The sequence below is a fragment of the Rahnella sp. RcJ3 genome, assembly GCF_009498575.1.
GTDB classification, from domain to species: domain Bacteria; phylum Pseudomonadota; class Gammaproteobacteria; order Enterobacterales; family Enterobacteriaceae; genus Rahnella; species Rahnella aceris.
Map to the genome: position 1 here is coordinate 13,450 of NZ_QSNX01000034.1, position 16,829 is coordinate 30,278.

The 16,829-nt window shown below is 50.2% G+C and carries 14 protein-coding genes and 4 pseudogenes; 13 read left to right on the forward strand and 5 right to left on the reverse strand.

Annotated features, from left to right (window positions below; translation table 11 throughout):
* The first annotated feature begins 302 nt into the window (after positions 1–302).
* From DXU84_RS24070 to DXU84_RS24080, 3 genes are all read left to right on the forward strand, one after another.
* Complete coding sequence (locus tag DXU84_RS24070; RefSeq protein WP_153376785.1) at positions 303–788, forward strand: GNAT family N-acetyltransferase; 486 nt, start codon at positions 303–305, stop codon at positions 786–788.
* A 169-nt stretch (positions 789–957) separates the two neighbouring features.
* On the forward strand, positions 958–1,275 hold the full coding sequence (locus DXU84_RS24075; RefSeq protein WP_153376786.1) for a hypothetical protein: 318 nt from the start codon (positions 958–960) through the stop codon (positions 1,273–1,275).
* Positions 1,269–1,817, forward strand: a complete 549-nt coding sequence (locus DXU84_RS24080) for a tyrosine-type recombinase/integrase (protein ID WP_194286534.1) — start codon at positions 1,269–1,271, stop codon at positions 1,815–1,817. Before DXU84_RS24075 ends, DXU84_RS24080 begins: the two co-directional genes overlap by 7 nt.
* Positions 1,818–1,914: 97 nt before the next feature.
* Here the strand turns inward: DXU84_RS24080 and DXU84_RS24085 are convergent.
* Positions 1,915–2,622, reverse strand: a pseudogene (locus tag DXU84_RS24085) (SOS response-associated peptidase family protein).
* 271 nt (positions 2,623–2,893) lie between these two features.
* Between DXU84_RS24085 and DXU84_RS25355 the strand changes: the two are divergent.
* On the forward strand, positions 2,894–4,237 hold the full coding sequence (locus tag DXU84_RS25355) for a colicin-like pore-forming protein (protein WP_153376788.1): 1,344 nt from the start codon (positions 2,894–2,896) through the stop codon (positions 4,235–4,237).
* A 97-nt stretch (positions 4,238–4,334) separates the two neighbouring features.
* Here DXU84_RS25355 and cui read toward each other — a convergent pair whose 3' ends face one another.
* The 4 genes and pseudogenes from cui to DXU84_RS24110 form a co-directional block, all read right to left on the reverse strand.
* Positions 4,335–4,880 (reverse strand): colicin immunity protein Cui, encoded by a 546-nt coding sequence (gene cui / locus DXU84_RS24095; protein ID WP_153376789.1) that lies wholly within the window; start codon positions 4,878–4,880, stop codon positions 4,335–4,337.
* Positions 4,881–5,226: 346 nt separating this feature from the next.
* Positions 5,227–6,573: a hypothetical protein gene (locus DXU84_RS24100; protein ID WP_153376794.1), complete on the reverse strand. Its 1,347-nt coding sequence runs from the start codon at positions 6,571–6,573 to the stop codon at positions 5,227–5,229.
* 197 nt (positions 6,574–6,770) lie between these two features.
* Positions 6,771–8,016, reverse strand: a pseudogene (locus tag DXU84_RS24105) (IS110 family transposase).
* A gap of 112 nt (positions 8,017–8,128) precedes the next feature.
* A pseudogene (locus DXU84_RS24110) lies at positions 8,129–8,414 on the reverse strand (tyrosine-type recombinase/integrase); the annotation flags it as partial.
* Positions 8,415–8,486: 72 nt separating this feature from the next.
* On the opposite strand from DXU84_RS24110, the gene DXU84_RS24115 reads away from it, so the two are divergent.
* The 9 genes and pseudogenes from DXU84_RS24115 to DXU84_RS24155 all read left to right on the forward strand — a co-directional run.
* A complete protein-coding gene (locus DXU84_RS24115; protein WP_121019174.1) occupies positions 8,487–10,415 on the forward strand; it encodes an FTR1 family protein in 1,929 nt (642 codons plus the stop codon).
* 25 nt (positions 10,416–10,440) lie between these two features.
* Positions 10,441–10,968, forward strand: coding sequence for an iron transporter (locus DXU84_RS24120; protein ID WP_153376790.1), 528 nt, complete (start codon positions 10,441–10,443; stop codon positions 10,966–10,968).
* 158 nt (positions 10,969–11,126) lie between these two features.
* Entirely contained in the window at positions 11,127–12,524 is a 1,398-nt protein-coding gene (locus tag DXU84_RS24125; protein WP_153376791.1) for a Fe-S-containing protein, read from the forward strand.
* Positions 12,525–12,529: 5 nt separating this feature from the next.
* Positions 12,530–13,834 (forward strand): ABC transporter permease, encoded by a 1,305-nt coding sequence (locus tag DXU84_RS24130; protein WP_153376792.1) that lies wholly within the window; start codon positions 12,530–12,532, stop codon positions 13,832–13,834.
* 43 nt (positions 13,835–13,877) lie between these two features.
* Entirely contained in the window at positions 13,878–14,990 is a 1,113-nt protein-coding gene (locus DXU84_RS24135) for an ABC transporter permease (RefSeq protein WP_153376795.1), read from the forward strand.
* 22 nt (positions 14,991–15,012) lie between these two features.
* A complete protein-coding gene (locus DXU84_RS24140) occupies positions 15,013–15,711 on the forward strand; it encodes an ABC transporter ATP-binding protein (RefSeq protein ID WP_037035794.1) in 699 nt (232 codons plus the stop codon).
* Positions 15,698–16,195: a TlpA disulfide reductase family protein gene (locus DXU84_RS24145; protein ID WP_051931076.1), complete on the forward strand. Its 498-nt coding sequence runs from the start codon at positions 15,698–15,700 to the stop codon at positions 16,193–16,195. Before DXU84_RS24140 ends, DXU84_RS24145 begins: the two co-directional genes overlap by 14 nt.
* Positions 16,195–16,509 (forward strand): c-type cytochrome, encoded by a 315-nt coding sequence (locus DXU84_RS24150; protein WP_037035778.1) that lies wholly within the window; start codon positions 16,195–16,197, stop codon positions 16,507–16,509. The genes DXU84_RS24145 and DXU84_RS24150 overlap by 1 nt, the downstream gene beginning before the upstream one ends.
* Positions 16,510–16,617: 108 nt before the next feature.
* A pseudogene (locus tag DXU84_RS24155) lies at positions 16,618–16,725 on the forward strand (IS630 family transposase); the annotation flags it as partial.
* Positions 16,726–16,829: the final 104 nt, after the last annotated feature.

Here is a 16,829-nt window from a genome sequence, read left to right on the forward strand (position 1 = left end):
AGTCAGGAATAACATATCTGAACTGGCCTAATTTTGTATAGCGGAGTTTATCTGACGCGGTTTGGTATCGGCAGTATGTTTAAAATAATGAAAAATTTAGTAGTCATCAATAAATGTCTGCTGTTCGCTCAAACGGGCCTGTCATCCCTGCTTAAGAAACAGGCTTAACGTAGGATATTTTTCGTTTTCAAAACGGCCCTCTATCTTGCTTTTTTTATAGCTGGAAGATTTCATATTCACAACACGGACGTTATGGCAAATTCGATCGATGGAAAACGATAAATAATGAGGGTGATGCACGGATGGAAATTGCGATATGTGGTGTTGCAGATGTGCCGGAACTAGCCAGTCTTTTTGTCGAAATGGAGAATTATTACTTTGGTCACGGCGTTGTCAGCTATGACGATATGAGTACTTATCTTGCAGACAAAGTCTTCTCCACCTACTCAGGCGTGACGGTTGTCGGCGCTCGTAAAAACGGGGTGCTTATGGGGTTTGCGACTTTTACATTGATGTTCCCTGCGCCGCTTTGCTCCGGCCAGGCGTTTATGAAAGAGCTCTTTACATCAGAGATTGCGCGAGGTCAGGGGGTCGGTAAATCGTTGATTCGGTTTATCGCAAACTTTGCTATTAAACACGGTTGTTCACGCCTCGACTGGACGGCGGAGAAATCCAATCCCAAAGCGGGGGCGTTTTATTTGTCCCTTGGCGCCGCTCTAATTGAGGAAAAACAGTACTTTCGGTTGGAGGGGGAGGGTCTCGAAAAGTTTTCTTCACGTGTTGAGTGATCATCAAAATAGAGCAGATCTGATGGTGACATATGGACATAGGAAAAAGCAAAGTATGCTACGACAACCATGAGGTGCAATTACTTGATTATTATATAATAACAACATTCTTCGTTGCATAAACCTCTGTTACTGCCGTGCAGGCAGCTCAATTTAACCAGGAGGATTTATGTCAGTTACTGTTAATGAATGGATGTTGAAATATGAAGCTATTGTGCTGAACCGGCTTACTGTGGGCGAAATCAAGCCGAAAACATGGGGGGGCTATAAACGGCTCATCCATTTTTGTTCTGTGACGTGGGGGGAGAAGCCTCTGGGCGCGCTGTCCATTTCTGAAATAACCGCTGGAATAAAACATAAGGCCGACACCGCGCCTTTTGCCGCCCGGCGGTTAAGGATAAATCTTTCCAATATGTTTTTAGAAGCACAGCGAGAGGGCGTAATTCCACAGGGCACAATCCTGCATTACTGTCCCGTCCCTTGCTGACCGCTGTTAAGACCGAGCGTCTACTCTTTAACGAGTGGCTTCTGATATTTAAAGCGGCAGGCTATTGTGCGCCTGACTATTTCCAGCGAGCCATGCTGTTAGCCATTGTGACCGGTCAGCGGAGAGCGGACATCGGCAAAATGCATTCAAGCCATGTCCGGGATGGGTACCTGCATATTGATCAGCAGAAAACGGCGGAGCGCATAGCCCTGCCTCTGACGTTAAGACTGGCGTCATTGGGCTGCACGCTGGGTGAAGTCGTGGACATGTGTCCCAGTAACGGCTGGCTGATCCAGCATAAAGGCAAGCCGGTTCACCTGTGGTCTCTGACGCGCTGGTTTCAAAAATGCAGGGAGTCGGCAGGCATAGAAGCCGCTGTCGGCAAAATGCCACCGAGCTTCCGGGAGCAGCGCTCTCTTTCGGAAAGGCTGTATCGCGAACAGGGGGTGGATACGCGAACGTTACTTGGCCACAAATATCAGCAAATGACCGACGGGTATAATGATATTCGCGGTAAAGATTACCGGAGATTGAAAATCTGAACCTGCGCGCATAGGCGGGATCCCCCGCCTATGCTTCTAACAGGACCCATTGCCCCTTCCAATAACCTTACCTCTGACGTTTTCTGCGAAGCCCGAATCACACCAGAGGAGAAGGTATCTTTTGGATCAACTCAGCGCCGTTATTGCGAATATTGCCGACCGATTTGGATACGGGATGCCAGGTGAATTCATCCGCTGATACTGCCCCTTCTGTAAGCAAGGTCAGGGCCGTGGAGGAAGTAATATCCGGATTTCACCATTGGTTCGCTTCCGCAGCGCCGAGAACCAGCGGTCGACGATCATGAATATCCACCAGCCCCTCATTGCTCTGCGCGGTGACGATGACAAAACCATCGTCATCTGGTGTTTCTAATGCATCGGGGTGATAGCGCGAGATGGCTGCAAAAAACAACGGCGCGTGTAACCGGTGATAAATGAAATAGGGTTGTTTAATCTCTGGGTCAGAAGGCGATTTTTTCCATTCATACCAGCCGTCAGCCATCACCAGTGCGCGGACATGTTCAAACAAAGGCTTAAACATGCGGCTGGTGGCCACGGTTTCTACCCGCGCATTAATCATCGGCGGCCGTTTGGCATCTTTTGCCCACGCCGGCTGATATCCCCACCGCACCGGATCGAGATGGAGTTTATCCTCTCGCTGATTAATGAGAAGAACCCGGGAGCCAGGGGCGACGTTATACCGATCGATAGGCACCTCATCGATAGCCAATGCGAGCTCAACGTCGGGATTCAGGACTTCAATATAATGCGAACGAGGTTCGTATTGCGTAAAGCGTCCACACATTTTCGTTCCTCCACCAGAACCTTAAGCATAGACAGGTAAATAATGCGCGAGGATCAATTTTCTCTAAAATATTCTCATCCTCCCGCATTGTTGTGCCACCGCCGACACGATTAGTACGCGTTGATGCTGTTCACTCTGACGAATATTGTCTGATCACTGTGATTTCACGAACACAGTTGTCGGGCTAAAGGGCTATTACAACTACGAATATCATTGGCGGGTATAAAAGCCTTTTTACTCTTTTCATTGCAATATATAAGGATGTCTAAAAATGCCTGGATTTAACTACGGTGGATACGGTGATGGTACTGGTTGGAGCTCAGAAAGTGGCGGCGGCACGACTCCCGGAGACTCAACCGGCAATAGTGGTAATAATGACAATGGTGGCAACGGCACAGCTAATCCGCAGCAGCAGCAGCAGCAGCAAATTTCAACTATTAGACATGATCCTGCCGTCATTAAAAAATTGTCTTCCTTAATAACTGCAGCACGCAAAATCAATCCTTATGCAAAAGTCACAATTCAAAGCATTACTAAAAATGGTGTATTGAATATTTCAGTGACAGAACTTGACGTAACGCAGGCAGGCCAGATTGGCCTAAGTGGCCTGGTTATGGGGGTGGATGTTAATGGTACGAAACTTGCTATTGGCAATCTTGCTACCGGCCACGCCAGAACATCGGATAATAAAAAATATGTTAACAACCCTGTCCCCACCTCAGGTGAGGTATTTTCGTCAGGTGGAACAATATCGTGGTCTTTTGATCCAAAAACGGGCTCATATTTAATCCCTAAACCATTTGCAGACGGAATTACTATAAAAAGCATAACGATCACCGGACCTTACACTTACAAATTAGTTTTCGATCTCACGCCTGATAGTTATGTTGTTGTCACCGTAAATAATGGTAATCCTAATAACATCTCGACAAAATTTTATAACTGGAAAGGGCCGGAGAGTGGTTTCCCCAAAATTGCTGTTACTGCCGTAAAAGATTTCATTCAGTCAAAGTTGGCGGAAGAGCGTGATTTACTGATTCAGACAAGCGAGATGATTATTTCTGTAGGGCAAGAGGTCAGCAAAACCCTTGGCGAGAAGTATAAAAGTGTCGCAAATGAAATCGCCGCTGACATTAAAAACTTCCAGGGGAAGGCCATACGTAACCATGCCGATGCGATGGCGGCCCTGAACAGGGTTTTACAAAATCCTGGCATGAAAATTAATGCCGGTGACAAGGACGCGATTGTGAATGCCTGGAACCATCTTAATGCGACTGACATGGCGTATAAGCTGGGTTTCCTTGGCAAAACTTTCTCTGCAGCAGACGTGGTGGTTAAAGTGGAAAAAGTCAGACAAAAGACCATCGAAGGCTATCAAACGGGTAACTGGAATCCTCTGATGTTAGAAGTGGAGTCCTGGGCATTAAGCGGTATGGGGACAGGTATCGCACTGGGGATCCTTGCCTATGTAGCACCGGTAGTAGCTGCTACTGTTGGACTCCCGGTAACGGCGGTAACCATCGCGGGTATTATTGGTATAAGCCTGGCTGCGTCACTTATCGATGATAAATTAGTCGACAGGATTAATAACGAGGTCATTCGCCCTGCGCATTAATTATAACGTTTATATATTAATGAATTCGATTTACAAGGAACCCTCTAAATGAGGGCTTCATCATTTCAAGTTACATTGTAGGCAGAGCAGTAACTTATCAATGGGCTTTTTTTGTTGAATTAACCGTCTTGCAAAAAGCGTAAATAAACAATGCATAATAGGTGGTAAGAATAAACCCCACCAAAAATATACTAAGAAAGAGCAGGGTGAGAAAATAATCATTAGCAGACATCATCCTGAGCAGTCTTCCAGACTCAGTGAGCTCGGCATTATGGAATAATAGTAAGGTTATTATCCCTAAATATAAAACGGTAAATAAAACCAACGTTCTAGTGAGTAATGATATCGACTTGTCCGTTTTTAAATGCAACTCTTTATATGAAAAAAGAACTAGAATTAATGCCCAAACCGGTGCTGCCTTACAATACGCGCTCATTACCGAGCTCAGTAAAAAATTATTGACTGAGTGGAGTGTTGGAACGTTATTGATAATGGTGGATATATCATTCAGCATAAAAGATTGTGGGTTGTGAAGGTAAATGGCTAGAAATACCAGCAATGGGGAAGCTGTAATGAATGAAAAAATATACATTTTTTTTGCGATATTACTGTTAGATGTGCGGATGACGTTGTCACTACTCATTTTAACCCCTTGTCTACAAATGATTATCCCCTGAACTGAATAATTGCCCCGCCAGAGACTCAGAACATATTAACCTGGACGAGGGATGACGCCTGAAAAACACGCCATATATTGGGTGATTTATCGTTCTGGCCACCTTCTTCATACCCTCATTTCGATGATATCACCACGGTAACACGTCAGTCATCCGGTGCGACAACACGCCAGCAATTTACCATCACGTTGGCTTATCACTTTGCTAAAACTCACTACCCCTCGCTGGCACGCGCCATTTACCCTGGATTGAGCTTTTACACCTAAAGTGCGCAATTCCTTTAAGGGAGGCTGCAATAGAGTCAGGCTCTAGTCACTCATTTTTCACACCTTCCAGATTCAACATTACCCCGTATAAGTGATTGATAAAGGGTTTATCCAGTTCCTGTGGCCAACGGGGTGGGTCTGTCTGCAGTAATCCCAGCGTCCGCATCCCTTTATGCTGTTCGGCTTTCCGCTCGCAGTATTCGTCATCGGTGTATCCCATCGTCTCAATGATCACGCTATGCTCCCGGCCATCTGGCGTTATGGCCTGAATGATAAAATCAGGCAGCACAAAGCCTTTGTCTCCCTCGACGTCCACCTCAATATCAAACAGGGGTTTCACCAGAGTAAGGTCGCCCGCTTTGCCTTTGAGCCATCTGGCCACTTCTGCTATCCCTTCCAGCGTTTGCCGCTCCAGCCCGCTGTCTACCGGTACCGGACAGGTACGCCGAAACAGAGCGTGCGCATACCCTTCACTGCATATGATCGTACCCTCAGCCCCGCGCCGGAAGGCCAGGATCACCCAGTAAGGCGGCCTCACGCCTTCCTGCGACTCTCCGTTGATGCTTACACCTTTCTCCGGGGCGAACATTCGTTCACCGCCGTTCCAGGCAAAGGTTGCGTGCTCACGGCTGACCAGGTCCGACATGAATATTTGATAAAAAACCCGGGCTTTGCCAGCAGGCCAGTTTGCGTCCGGGCACTCCAGTGCCAGCATCAGCCTTTCCTGAGCAGCTTCGCCCATCGCCGGCTGAAACCGTATGATTTCCGAAAGCCGGCGGCCGCGGATAAACTCCTGCGCATCCGCCGAGGCTGCAAGGGCGTCAAGCCAGATTCTGGCCGTCTTGTTAGGCAGCGGGCTGACCGGGCTGAAAGTGTTCAGTCCCGCATCCTCGATGAGCGTCAGGAGGAGGCGCGCAAGGCGGGGACGGCGTTTGCGCCGGGTTCGGTCATCGTCTGCCGTCACCGGCTTGCCCGACGCTTTAATGGTCGTTTCCGACTCGTCGGCGGGTAAAAAATCTCGGTAATTGAGGCGTTTGCTGCCGGCGACTTTCCGGGTTCCTGAACGGGTGGCATCCTCATCGCCTTTAAAGACCCGGAACATCGGACAGGACGGATCATGACTGTGACCAAATCCTGACAGGAACAGCGTCTGGGTTTCAGACATCAGCTTGGCACTGTTGAGCGCGGGCGTGTCGCCGGCCACGCAGCTGCACTGCAGCCAGAGTTCACTCTCACGCATTTCAAGGATAACGTGTTCCGCCAATGCACGATCCTGCGCATTGCGCGCCTGCTTGTGGCCGAAGATATTTTTAACAGCAGTTTCTTCTTCCTCAGTTAGCCAGCGTTTCAGGGCACCCCGTGGAGCTTTTTTTCTAATGAGCTTCATGACCATGTTTATCTCCTGTTCCTGCACAACGGCTTTAAAACACACTTTAGCGATGCGGCGTTTTTGGTGATCATCTCTTTTACTGCATAACGAAGCTAGATAAGAGTTCCAGAGGAGAGGAAAGCCTGTACTGGAATTTTTTGAGGAAACCATGGGCGTTGAACATTATCTAATGGTCGCGATGCGCCTTACGGCTCGTTGAATCACATCCCATGGCTTATTTCATAATACCCTTTGTAATCAATATCCTGCTTTACAATTGCATGCGCCACTCTGGCGACTTTTGTTGCTACAGCCGTCATGGCTTTTCTTTTCTAATCTGGCTTATCTCCATTTTCCCGAATATAACGTTCATATTTGGAGCGGAAGCTGTTTTCTCTCGTTCTTACGGCTACGGTGGCTGCAAGCCAGAAGGCATATCTTAACCGCGCATTTCCACGTTTCGTCAATCTGTAACCACTGTGCTTTTGTCCGCTCTGGCTGGCGGAAAGATTAAAACCGCAAAAGTTGAGGTACTGCCGGTAATGAGCGAAACGTGTCAGATCGCCGCTTTCAGCAATGATCATAAGGGCAATGATAGCGCCAATTCCCGGGATCGTACGTAAGTGCCTGTAGTCACTCCGTTCCTGTAAATAATTTTCTGCCTGCTTTTCAAGCTGCAATCGTTGGGCCGAAAGCACGACATAACGGTGAAGCTGTAATCTAAACGTGGTCACAGCCAGAGAATCTTCTGACAACGGTAATGCAATGGAATCCGCAGCAACATCATAGAGATGTTCAAGAAACTGCTGTTTATACTGTTTCCGGCCAACAATATCCCATGACTGTTTTACAAAAATATCCCGGTTCAGTGACGTGATACATGACGGCGTAGGGAATTGAAGTAAAAACTGACAGAACCACTCTGCCCGGGACATATGCAGAAATTGCTCAGCCTCGGGAAAATAAAGGGTTAGATAGTGGTTAACCAGGCTGTTCAGGCATCGGGTTCGTGCCAGAGTAACCTGATGATATGCGTTTGATATCTCCTGTATATCGATAATGCCATTAGCCAGAGGATCATAAAATGGTGCAGATAACCCCTGTTCGAGCAAATACATAATGACACTGGCATCTTTGCGATCATTTTTATCCCAAGTCTTAAACAGCATCTCACGAGCTCGCGCACATCTGACAGATGAAACAAGATGGCATTGAATTCCCTGCTTATGTAACCACCATGCGATATTGCGGTGATAATCAGCTGTAGGTTCAAAGGCCGCGATAATATCATCATGGGGTGAAGCGGTGAGCGCAAGCAGTCGGTTGAACCCTTCCAGTGTATTTTCGATACGCAGGTAAGATGTTCGTCCATCCGGGTGCCGGATTTTTGCATCGTGATGTTTTTTTAGCGATATCTAGGGCAATCAGAGTCCCCGATACACCGATGTTACTAACAAAAGTGTTCATTGATTTTCTCCACTTGTGACAGACACAGACATTACAAGTTGTAGAAAATAGCTGACTTAAACGCTAGCTGGAGTGAGGACAGAAAATGTCTACTGGAACGGGGCACTCAAAATGCACTTGCCAGCTCTGTGACTGGGTTAGTTTCTGCTCGAGCAGTGACAATGGCGTAACGAAACACCTGGTTGCACGCTTGGCGGATTTTGCGAAGCTTATCTAGGGCACCACGTTTTTCGAGTTTATGAAGCGAGCTGAGGATCTCCAGAGGCTTTATCTCTGCAATCGGGCGCTTACCAAATATCAGGGAAAATATCGTTTTCAAAGGCCTCCATGAGATCTCTGGCATAGCCTTTCGACCAGTTTGGGCGTTTTTATTCATGCCATTCATCTGCGCAGTCTTTGACGCGGATCAAGGTTTGACACCCAGATGAAGTGATAATGAGAATAAATGTAATTATCATTAGAAATTTACTATGTCTCTCTGGCAACGGATTTTATTTCTTTGTAGCTGCTTGCTCATCAGTACGCTGACGTTCGGCGCGCCTACTGATTATCAGCAGTGGATCACCGACATTCAGCAACGTCTCGATAAAACCTCAAAGCTCTACCAGCAAAAACAAACGGATGAAGCACGTACGCAAGTGCAGATGGCCTATTTCGAGGTATTCGAAAATCTTGAAGGTCCTATTCGTATCAACATTTCTTCGCAAAAAAGTTACCAAATGGAAGCCACCTTCGGTGAGATCCGTCGAATGATCGGCGAGGGCAAACCGCTTCCTGAGGTGCAGGCGAGAATCGACTGGTTAAAGGGTGAGCTTGATGGTGTCTTGCCGGTACTGGCCGACGGCCATCGCGTCGAAGCGCAACAGCAGCACGGTGCCTACGGCAACAGTAACATTGCGCCTTATTGGCAACAGAGTTTTAAAGTGATTGATGATTTGCTGGCGCAAGCCGTGACGGATTATCAGGACGGTAAGTTTCAGCAGGCCGGGAAAATTGTGCAGCAGGCACACTATGAGGGGTTTAAAAACTCCGAAATGGAAATGTCCGTGCGTGTAAATCGTTCCTCGCAGCAGGCGGCGGCAATTAACCAGCAATTCAGCGCCCTCATCGCTCTCGCATCTACGCCCGATAACATGAGCGACGTTGCCTATAGAGTAACCACGCTGATACAGGATATTGAAGAGCAATTGCCTGGCTTGCCGACTACGCGTGAACAACAACAGACAGTGCCCGATCAGGCCGCAAACGGCCCGGCAGACGGCGGAACTGACGCCGACTGGAAGCATGTCAGCGCACAGATCGAACAGGCGATCTCAGCTGCGCTGGATCACTATAAACAAGGTCAAAGCAAACCCGCGATGATGGCGGTTCAGGATGCCTATTTTGATCTGTTTGAAGCCAGCGGAATGGAAAATAAACTCGGCTCGCGTGATGCCGCGTTTAAGTCCACGTTGGAAGGCTATTTTACCCGCATGGTCAGCATGATCAAAGCCGGGCAACCGCTGGATCAACTGCAAGAACAAGCGTCAGCACTGCAACAGGACCTGGATAAAGCCGTCACCATGTTAGGTGAGGGGAATGAAACCCACTGGAGTCTGCTGATTTACAGCCTGCTGATTATCCTGCGCGAAGGGCTCGAGGCGCTGCTGATTGTGGCGGCCATCGTGGCGTATCTGGTTAAAAACAACCATCAGGACAAACTTCCCCTTATTCGCCAGTCCGTCTATGCCGCGTTGTTGGCAAGCGTGGTGACGGCATTCATCTTCCAGTGGCTGTTTTCCAATTCGGGCGCCAGTCGTGAACTTCTCGAGGGTGTGACCATGCTGATTGCCGTGGTGATGCTGTTCTCGATGAGTTACTGGCTGCTCTCGAAGGTCGAGGCGCGCCATTGGAAAGCGTATCTGGAAGGCAAACTTTCGCATTCACTCAGCAGCGGATCAATGGCTGGCCTTTGGCTCACCAGTTTTCTGGCGGTGTATCGCGAAGGGGCAGAGACGGTGCTGTTCTATTTGGCGCTGATCGGTGATGCCAGCTCGGTGGGGGGGCATTTGTCTATTCTGGGCGGTTTTGCAGCGGGTTGCGTGTTGCTGCTACTGGCCTGGCTGGTGATGCGTTACAGCGTGGTGCGTTTGCCGCTGAAGCCGTTCTTTATGTTTACCGGTGGCTTTATGTATCTGATGGCATTCGTATTCGCCGGGAAAGGTGTATTGGAGTTGATCGAAGGGAAGCTCTTTGAACCGACATTATTACAGGGCGTACCGGAAATCAGTGGGTTAGGGATTTATCCCTATGTAGAAACGCTGTTGCCTCAGGGCGTGTTACTTCTGGCTGCCGTACTGGCGCTGTGGGTGATGCGGCGGCAGTCGCTGAATGCGGATCGTAAAACAAACATTGCATAATCAATATAATAGAGGGATGGGTAACATGACGATGAAGAAAAGTGTGATAGCCAGTGCCATTATTGCCAGCATCTTTGCTACACCCGCAGCCTTTGCCTTTAAAGAGTTCCCGGCGGGTGAGCCCGTCACAATGAATGAGTTGGAGATTGCTGCTGTTTATCTGCAACCTATCGACATGGAACCGCGTGGTATGGGTCTGCCCGCTGCGAAAGCGGATATCCATCTGGAAGCGGATATTCACGCGACTGAAGGGGGTAAAAATGGTTTCGGTGCAGGTGAATGGATGCCGTACCTGACTATTGCCTATACGTTGGTCAATACTGACACGGGCGACAAGCAGGAAGGCACATTCATGCCAATGGTAGCCAGCGATGGGCCACACTATGGTGCCAACATCAAAATGATGGGTGTGGGTAACTATAAAGTGACATATCACATCGAACCGCCATCCAAAGCCGGTATGCACCGCCACACGGATACCGAAACAGGTGTCAGCCGTTGGTGGAAACCGTTTGATGTCAGTTTTGACTTCAAGTACGTCGGTCTGAATTGATAGCGACTTGCCGCATCAGCGTCAGGCAGATGCGGCGTAGTTTTATATCGCATAGTTTGGATGCGGCGAAGTTTGCCATTCCGCTTTGGCAAACAGGCAGTGGCTGTCGGGCTCAGTTGCCGGGCAGACGTGGTGTTTTCCTCGTCCAGGTGGGCGTGATGAGTTATTTTTTTGTCAATGTTTTGCAGGCTTTTCTCCCCGTTGCACTCCTGATCGGGCTCAGTTGGGTACATCGTCCCCTGCCGGGTATCCGATCTCTGGGATGGGCGACGCTGCTGGCCTGGCTTGCGGGTACGTTAATCGGTGGTCATCTGCCGTCAGGGCAGATTGTACGCCTGTGCCTTACCGTGGCTGAATTGGCCGCGCTCGTGCTGTTTCTTCTCTGCCAATTTTCCCGCCATCAGCGACTCGCTCTCTTCTGGCAATGCCTGCTGATTACTGGCGCTGCGTTGCATTGGGCAGACCATTCGTCGCTGACGGCCTTGACCAGCGCCACGGTAGTCAATACCGATTTTCTGTTGAACATCAGCGCGATTGTATTGGCACTGGCGACCGTCATCCTTTGCGCGGTGTTGACCACGATGCTGTCTCGCACGCTTCCCGCTGCGCGCTGGCCGCTATTGTTGCTACTTTCGCTGCTTCTGGCATTGCCTTTGAGCGGCAATCTGCTGCTGTTACTCATGAAATTACAGGTGTTGGGGCTGACGAAATCGCTGTTGAGCTACGTTGCCCAGGTAACGAATGCCTCAGCCTGGTTAAGTTATTTTCCTGCACTTTTGCTCATTCTGCTGTTGCTACTTCTGCTGCCCGGGCTGTTTGCCTTGCGGAAAATTGTCGGCCAACAGACTGACGATATTTTACGGCGTAAAGCACAGGCTGAATGGCAAAATGCCAGACGTACTGCGCTATGGATGGGGATTGTCGTGGTGATTGTGGTGCTAAGCCAGCTCTACTGGGATCGCATTGCCTCTCAACCGCCGCAACTCTCAGCCGCCGTTCCCGTGACGCTGGCCGAGGACGGGCAGGTTCATATCCCCCTGGATCAGATCCGTGACGGTAAATTGCACCGTTTCGTCTGGGTGTCAGATGACGGTAAGGCTGTACGCTTTTTTGTGATCAACCGCTACCCGGATCGTTTACGCCTCGGTGTGGTGTTCGATGCGTGTTTGCTGTGTGGCGATCAGGGCTATGTCATGGAGGGCAATCAGGTGATCTGCGTCGCCTGTGCTGTCCATATTTTTATCCCCTCAATCGGCAAACCCGGTGGATGTAATCCTATCCCCATCGAAGGCTGGAAAAATGACGATCGGGAACTGGTGATCGGGCGGGATGCGCTGATTACCGGAGTGAATTATTTTACGACCGTCGTGACGCTCCATGTGAAAGATCCGGTTGATGGCAGCCATCTGACTAATATCAGTGCGCAGTATAAATTCCGCTATGGTGGCAAAACCTGGTTCTTCTCTTCCGAAGATAACTACAACCGTTTCCGAGCGCAGCCCCGGCAGTTTGTCGATATCGCGCCGACCGCGGAAGACGGTGAACCGGAGGATTAATAACGATGCTGGCTATTATGTTACGGCAGTCGTGGCGCAGAAACGTTCGATGCAAGTCGTTGGCCGTTATCACCGTGTTTCTCGCGGCGGGGTTGATCTCGGCGCTGTTGGCCGTCTCTATCGATATCGGAGATAAAATGGCGCGGGAGTTGAAGTCCTATGGCGCCAATATTTTGATTGAGCCCGCCGGACAGGCGGCTCTCCCTGTTTTGTTTGGCGAGCGTAGCAATCCGCTGGCTGGGCAGGATTTCCTTGATGAAAATGAGTTGCCGAATATTAAGGATATCTTCTGGCGTAATAACATCGTTGGCTTTGCTCCCCTGCTCAGTGGCAATGTCACTGTCGATAAGCAAAACGCTGCTCAGCAAACCGTCGGCGTGCTCGGAACCTTTTTCTCGCAACCGGTCAATGTGCCGGATGAGGAGGATTACCAAACTGGGCAACGGATCATTAGTCCTTACTGGCAAGTGCAGGGCGAGTGGCCGCAGGAGCCGATGGCTGAAGGTGCTCCGGTGGAGGCTCTGATGGGAAAACAACTGGCGATACAGAACCACTGGTCAGTCGGGGATTCATTCAGAATCAGAGGACCCGCGGCGGCGTTAACCCTGAAGATCACCGGCGTCTTAAGCAGCGGTGGTGATGAGGAACGGCAGTTGGTTATGCCGCTGGCGGCGGTGCAGACGCTGATGGGGTTGCCAGGCAAGGTTCAGGCGATTCGTGTTTCCGCGCTGACGGTGCCGGAAAATGATCTGTCACGCAGGGCGCGCGAGAACCTCGAAGGGCTGAATGCTGAGGAATATGATCTCTGGTATTGCACGGCCTATGTTTCGTCGATTGCTCATCAGTTGGAAGAAGCCATCTCGGGGTCTGCGGTGAGGCCAATCTGGCAAGTAGCCGCGTCTGAGGGGGTGGTTATTGGAAAAATTCAACTGTTGTTGGCGGTGGTGACGCTTGCGGCGCTGGTCGCTGCGGCGATGGGGATTGCATCGCTGATGACCAGTACCATTATGGAACGCGCAAAAGAGATTGGCTTAATGAAAGCGTTAGGTGCCAGGCAATGGCAGATCATGCTGCTGTTCTATCTTGAAGCTGCGCTTAGTGGCCTGTTGGGTGGGGTGCTGGGCTGCATAGCCGGGTGGGGATTGGCGAAAGCTATCGGCCTGATGTTGTTCGGTGCACCCCTGAGTTTTGCCTGGATTGTGGCACCTTGCGTTCTGGTCGTTTCAGTGTTGATTGCCTTGATTGGCACCTGGTTCCCGGCGCGACGTATTGCACGACTGTATCCTGTGGAGGTGCTGTATGGCCGCTGATCAACCCGCCGGGAGCATGAAAAAAACGGTGCCAGTGAAGAGCATGTTCTGGTTACTGGTTATCCGCGCTCTGCGCCTCAGAATGCAACGCGTGAGCGTGGTTTTTGCTGCATTGACTGTAGGGGCTGCGATAGTGACGGCGATGTCGGCGGTCTATTTTGACATCAATGCCAAGATGAGTCAGGAGCTGCGGACCTTTGGTGCCAATTTCTATATTGGCCCGGCCAGCGACAATACGCTGTCGCAGGCCGATTTCCAGCAGATCTTGACCACCGCGCCTGCGGGGCTAATCAACGCAGGCAGCCCTTACCTGTATGGCATGGCGCGTACCGAACTGGAGAAAGTGGTGGTGATGGGCGTCTGGTTTGATTCACTACAACCGTTGGTGCCTTACTGGCAGGTGAGCGGGCAGTGGATCGGGGTGAATTTTGACGATCGCAATGCGATGATTGGCGTCAAGTTGGCTAATCGACTACAGGTGAAAGTGAGTGACAGCATTACGTTGGTAGGGAATGACGGTCAGCAGCGCCTGCAAATCAAGGGCATCGTTGAGTCCGGCGATGCGACGGATAATGTGTTGATCGTGAGTCTCGAACTGGCGCAAAAGTGGCTGCATCAACCGGGAAAAATCAGTAATGCGCTGTTAAATGTCAATAATGACCTTGGCCAGGTAGACAATTTCGCCAGGGAGTTACGCCAGCAATATCCTCAACTTGAAATCAGGCCGATCCTGAAAGTTTCAGCGTCTGAAGGGCAAGTGCTGGATAAAATCAAAGGGCTGATGGGGGTGGTCTCTGTGGTGATCCTCGTCTTGTCTTCTCTGTGTGTGAACACGACGCTGCTGGCGATGGTGAGTGAGCGCTCGCGCGAATTCGCGTTGCAGAAAGCGCTGGGCGCGGGCGATCGAGACATTATTCGCCAGATGTTAACAGAGACTCTGTTGATCTCTCTGGCGGCGGCATTGACGGGCATCGTCCTGGGCTTTTTGCTGGCGCAGTTGGTTGGGCATACCGTTTTCAATGCGGCGATCGCGCTGCGGGCACCGGTTTTCCCACTCACGTTGCTTTCGTCCGTGTTGGTGGCGACGTTGGCGGCGATTGTGCCAACCCGCTATGCGATAGATGTTCAACCGGCCAGAGTGTTAAAAGGAGAATAAGGTGAAGAGTTCAACAGTCAGGCTGGTCAGTCCGCAACCAGAATCGCAGGCGGTGATTGAGACCCGCCATCTTTTCAAGCGGTTTGGCGAGGTTACCGCCTTGGATGACATCAATATCTGCATTAATCGCGGTGAATTCGTTGCCATTATGGGCGCATCCGGCTCCGGCAAAACCACGCTGATGAATATTTTGACTTGTCTGGATACCGTTACTGAAGGCCAGGTATTGCTGGATGGTACCGATGCGGCTGCGCTTGATGAAGAAGGGCGTCGTCAGTTCCGTGCCGATAAGATCGGCCTGGTCTTTCAGCAGTTCCACCTGATCCCCTTTCTTAGCGCATTGGAGAATATCATGTTGGCGCAGCATTATCACAGCGTGGTGGATGAGGTGGCAGCGCGCAATGTGCTGGAACAGGTTGGGTTGTCGCATCGCGTTAGCCATCTCCCAAGCCAACTGTCTGGCGGAGAGCAGCAACGCGTATGTATTGCCCGTGCATTGGTGAATCAACCCCCGGTTATTTTCGCTGATGAACCGACAGGAAATCTGGATGAAGAGAATGAGCAGCGTGTTTTGGCTCTTCTCAATCAATTGCATCAACAGGGGCGTACTATTGTGATGGTGACACATAACCCAGAATTGGGGCGGGTCGCCGATCGCATTATCCGCCTACAGCACGGTAAGGTTATCAGTACGGGGAGTCAGCAGCATGTTATGGCGTAAGTGTTCATTGATGGTGGCCTTGGTCGCTGTGACGTTGCTTGCAGGCTGCAAACAGGACAACGTGGCGTTGGGAAAAGAGGCGCCCGCACTGGCGGCCTATGACTTACAGGGAGAACAGGCGTCGTTGGATCGTTGGAAAGGTAAAACGGTCTACCTGAATTTCTGGTCGGTAAGCTGCGGGGGCTGTGTCTCTGAAATGGCCACGCTCGAAAAACTCAGTAAAACCTATGGCGATAAGATTGTGGTCGTCGCAGTAAATACGGATGCCGAGCAGGTGGATCTTCGTCCGGTGCTGTCTCAGCGGCAGATCGGTTACCCCGTTGTGCGCGATCAACTTGGAATTACCCAGGAACGTTATGCCGTTATTGGTACACCGACCTCATTTCTCATTGATGCCCAGGGGAAAGTGACCGCAGTGCATCAAGGGGCGCGCAACGATCAGGCGTTAACCATGCTATTTCAGCAGATTGCACTGGGGGCATAATGAAGTGTTCCGTATTCTCCTCATGCCTTCTTTTCTCATGCCTGTCATTGGTTTTGCTGGTGCCTAGGGCGGCTCAGGCGGAGGGGAAAGGGATCTATGAGCAGCGTTGTTCAGGGTGTCACGGTCGGTTGGCTGACAAGAAGGCAATGGATCAAGCGCCAGCGCTGAACACACTCTCTGAAGATGTCATGATCGAAGGACTGAAGGCACGGCGTGATGGCAAAATAGAAGGTAAAGGAAACCGAGCTAAAGCCAACCTTACCGATGAGCAAATTGTTGAGCTAGCGAAGTTCATCAATGGATTACCGAAGTAATTCCCCTAAATAGCGGTTCCAAATAGTAGATTACTTGAAGGGAACTCAGTCCGATTTAAGCGATCTGTTCAATCGCTGAATATCCCAAACCAACAACCTGACTGAGTTATGCCGATCATAGCACCGATAACCGACACCGAAAGATGTCTGATGCAAAAAACAATCCATAAAACAGACGACAAAAACCACGCACGCAGACTCACCGCCATATTGATGTTTCTGACCCTGCCCCTGACCCTGACCCTGACCCTGACCCAAAATCCTGCTCCATTCAGAAACAGAATTCCGGCATGATAAATCCCCCCCTGAGCGGAGGTGGT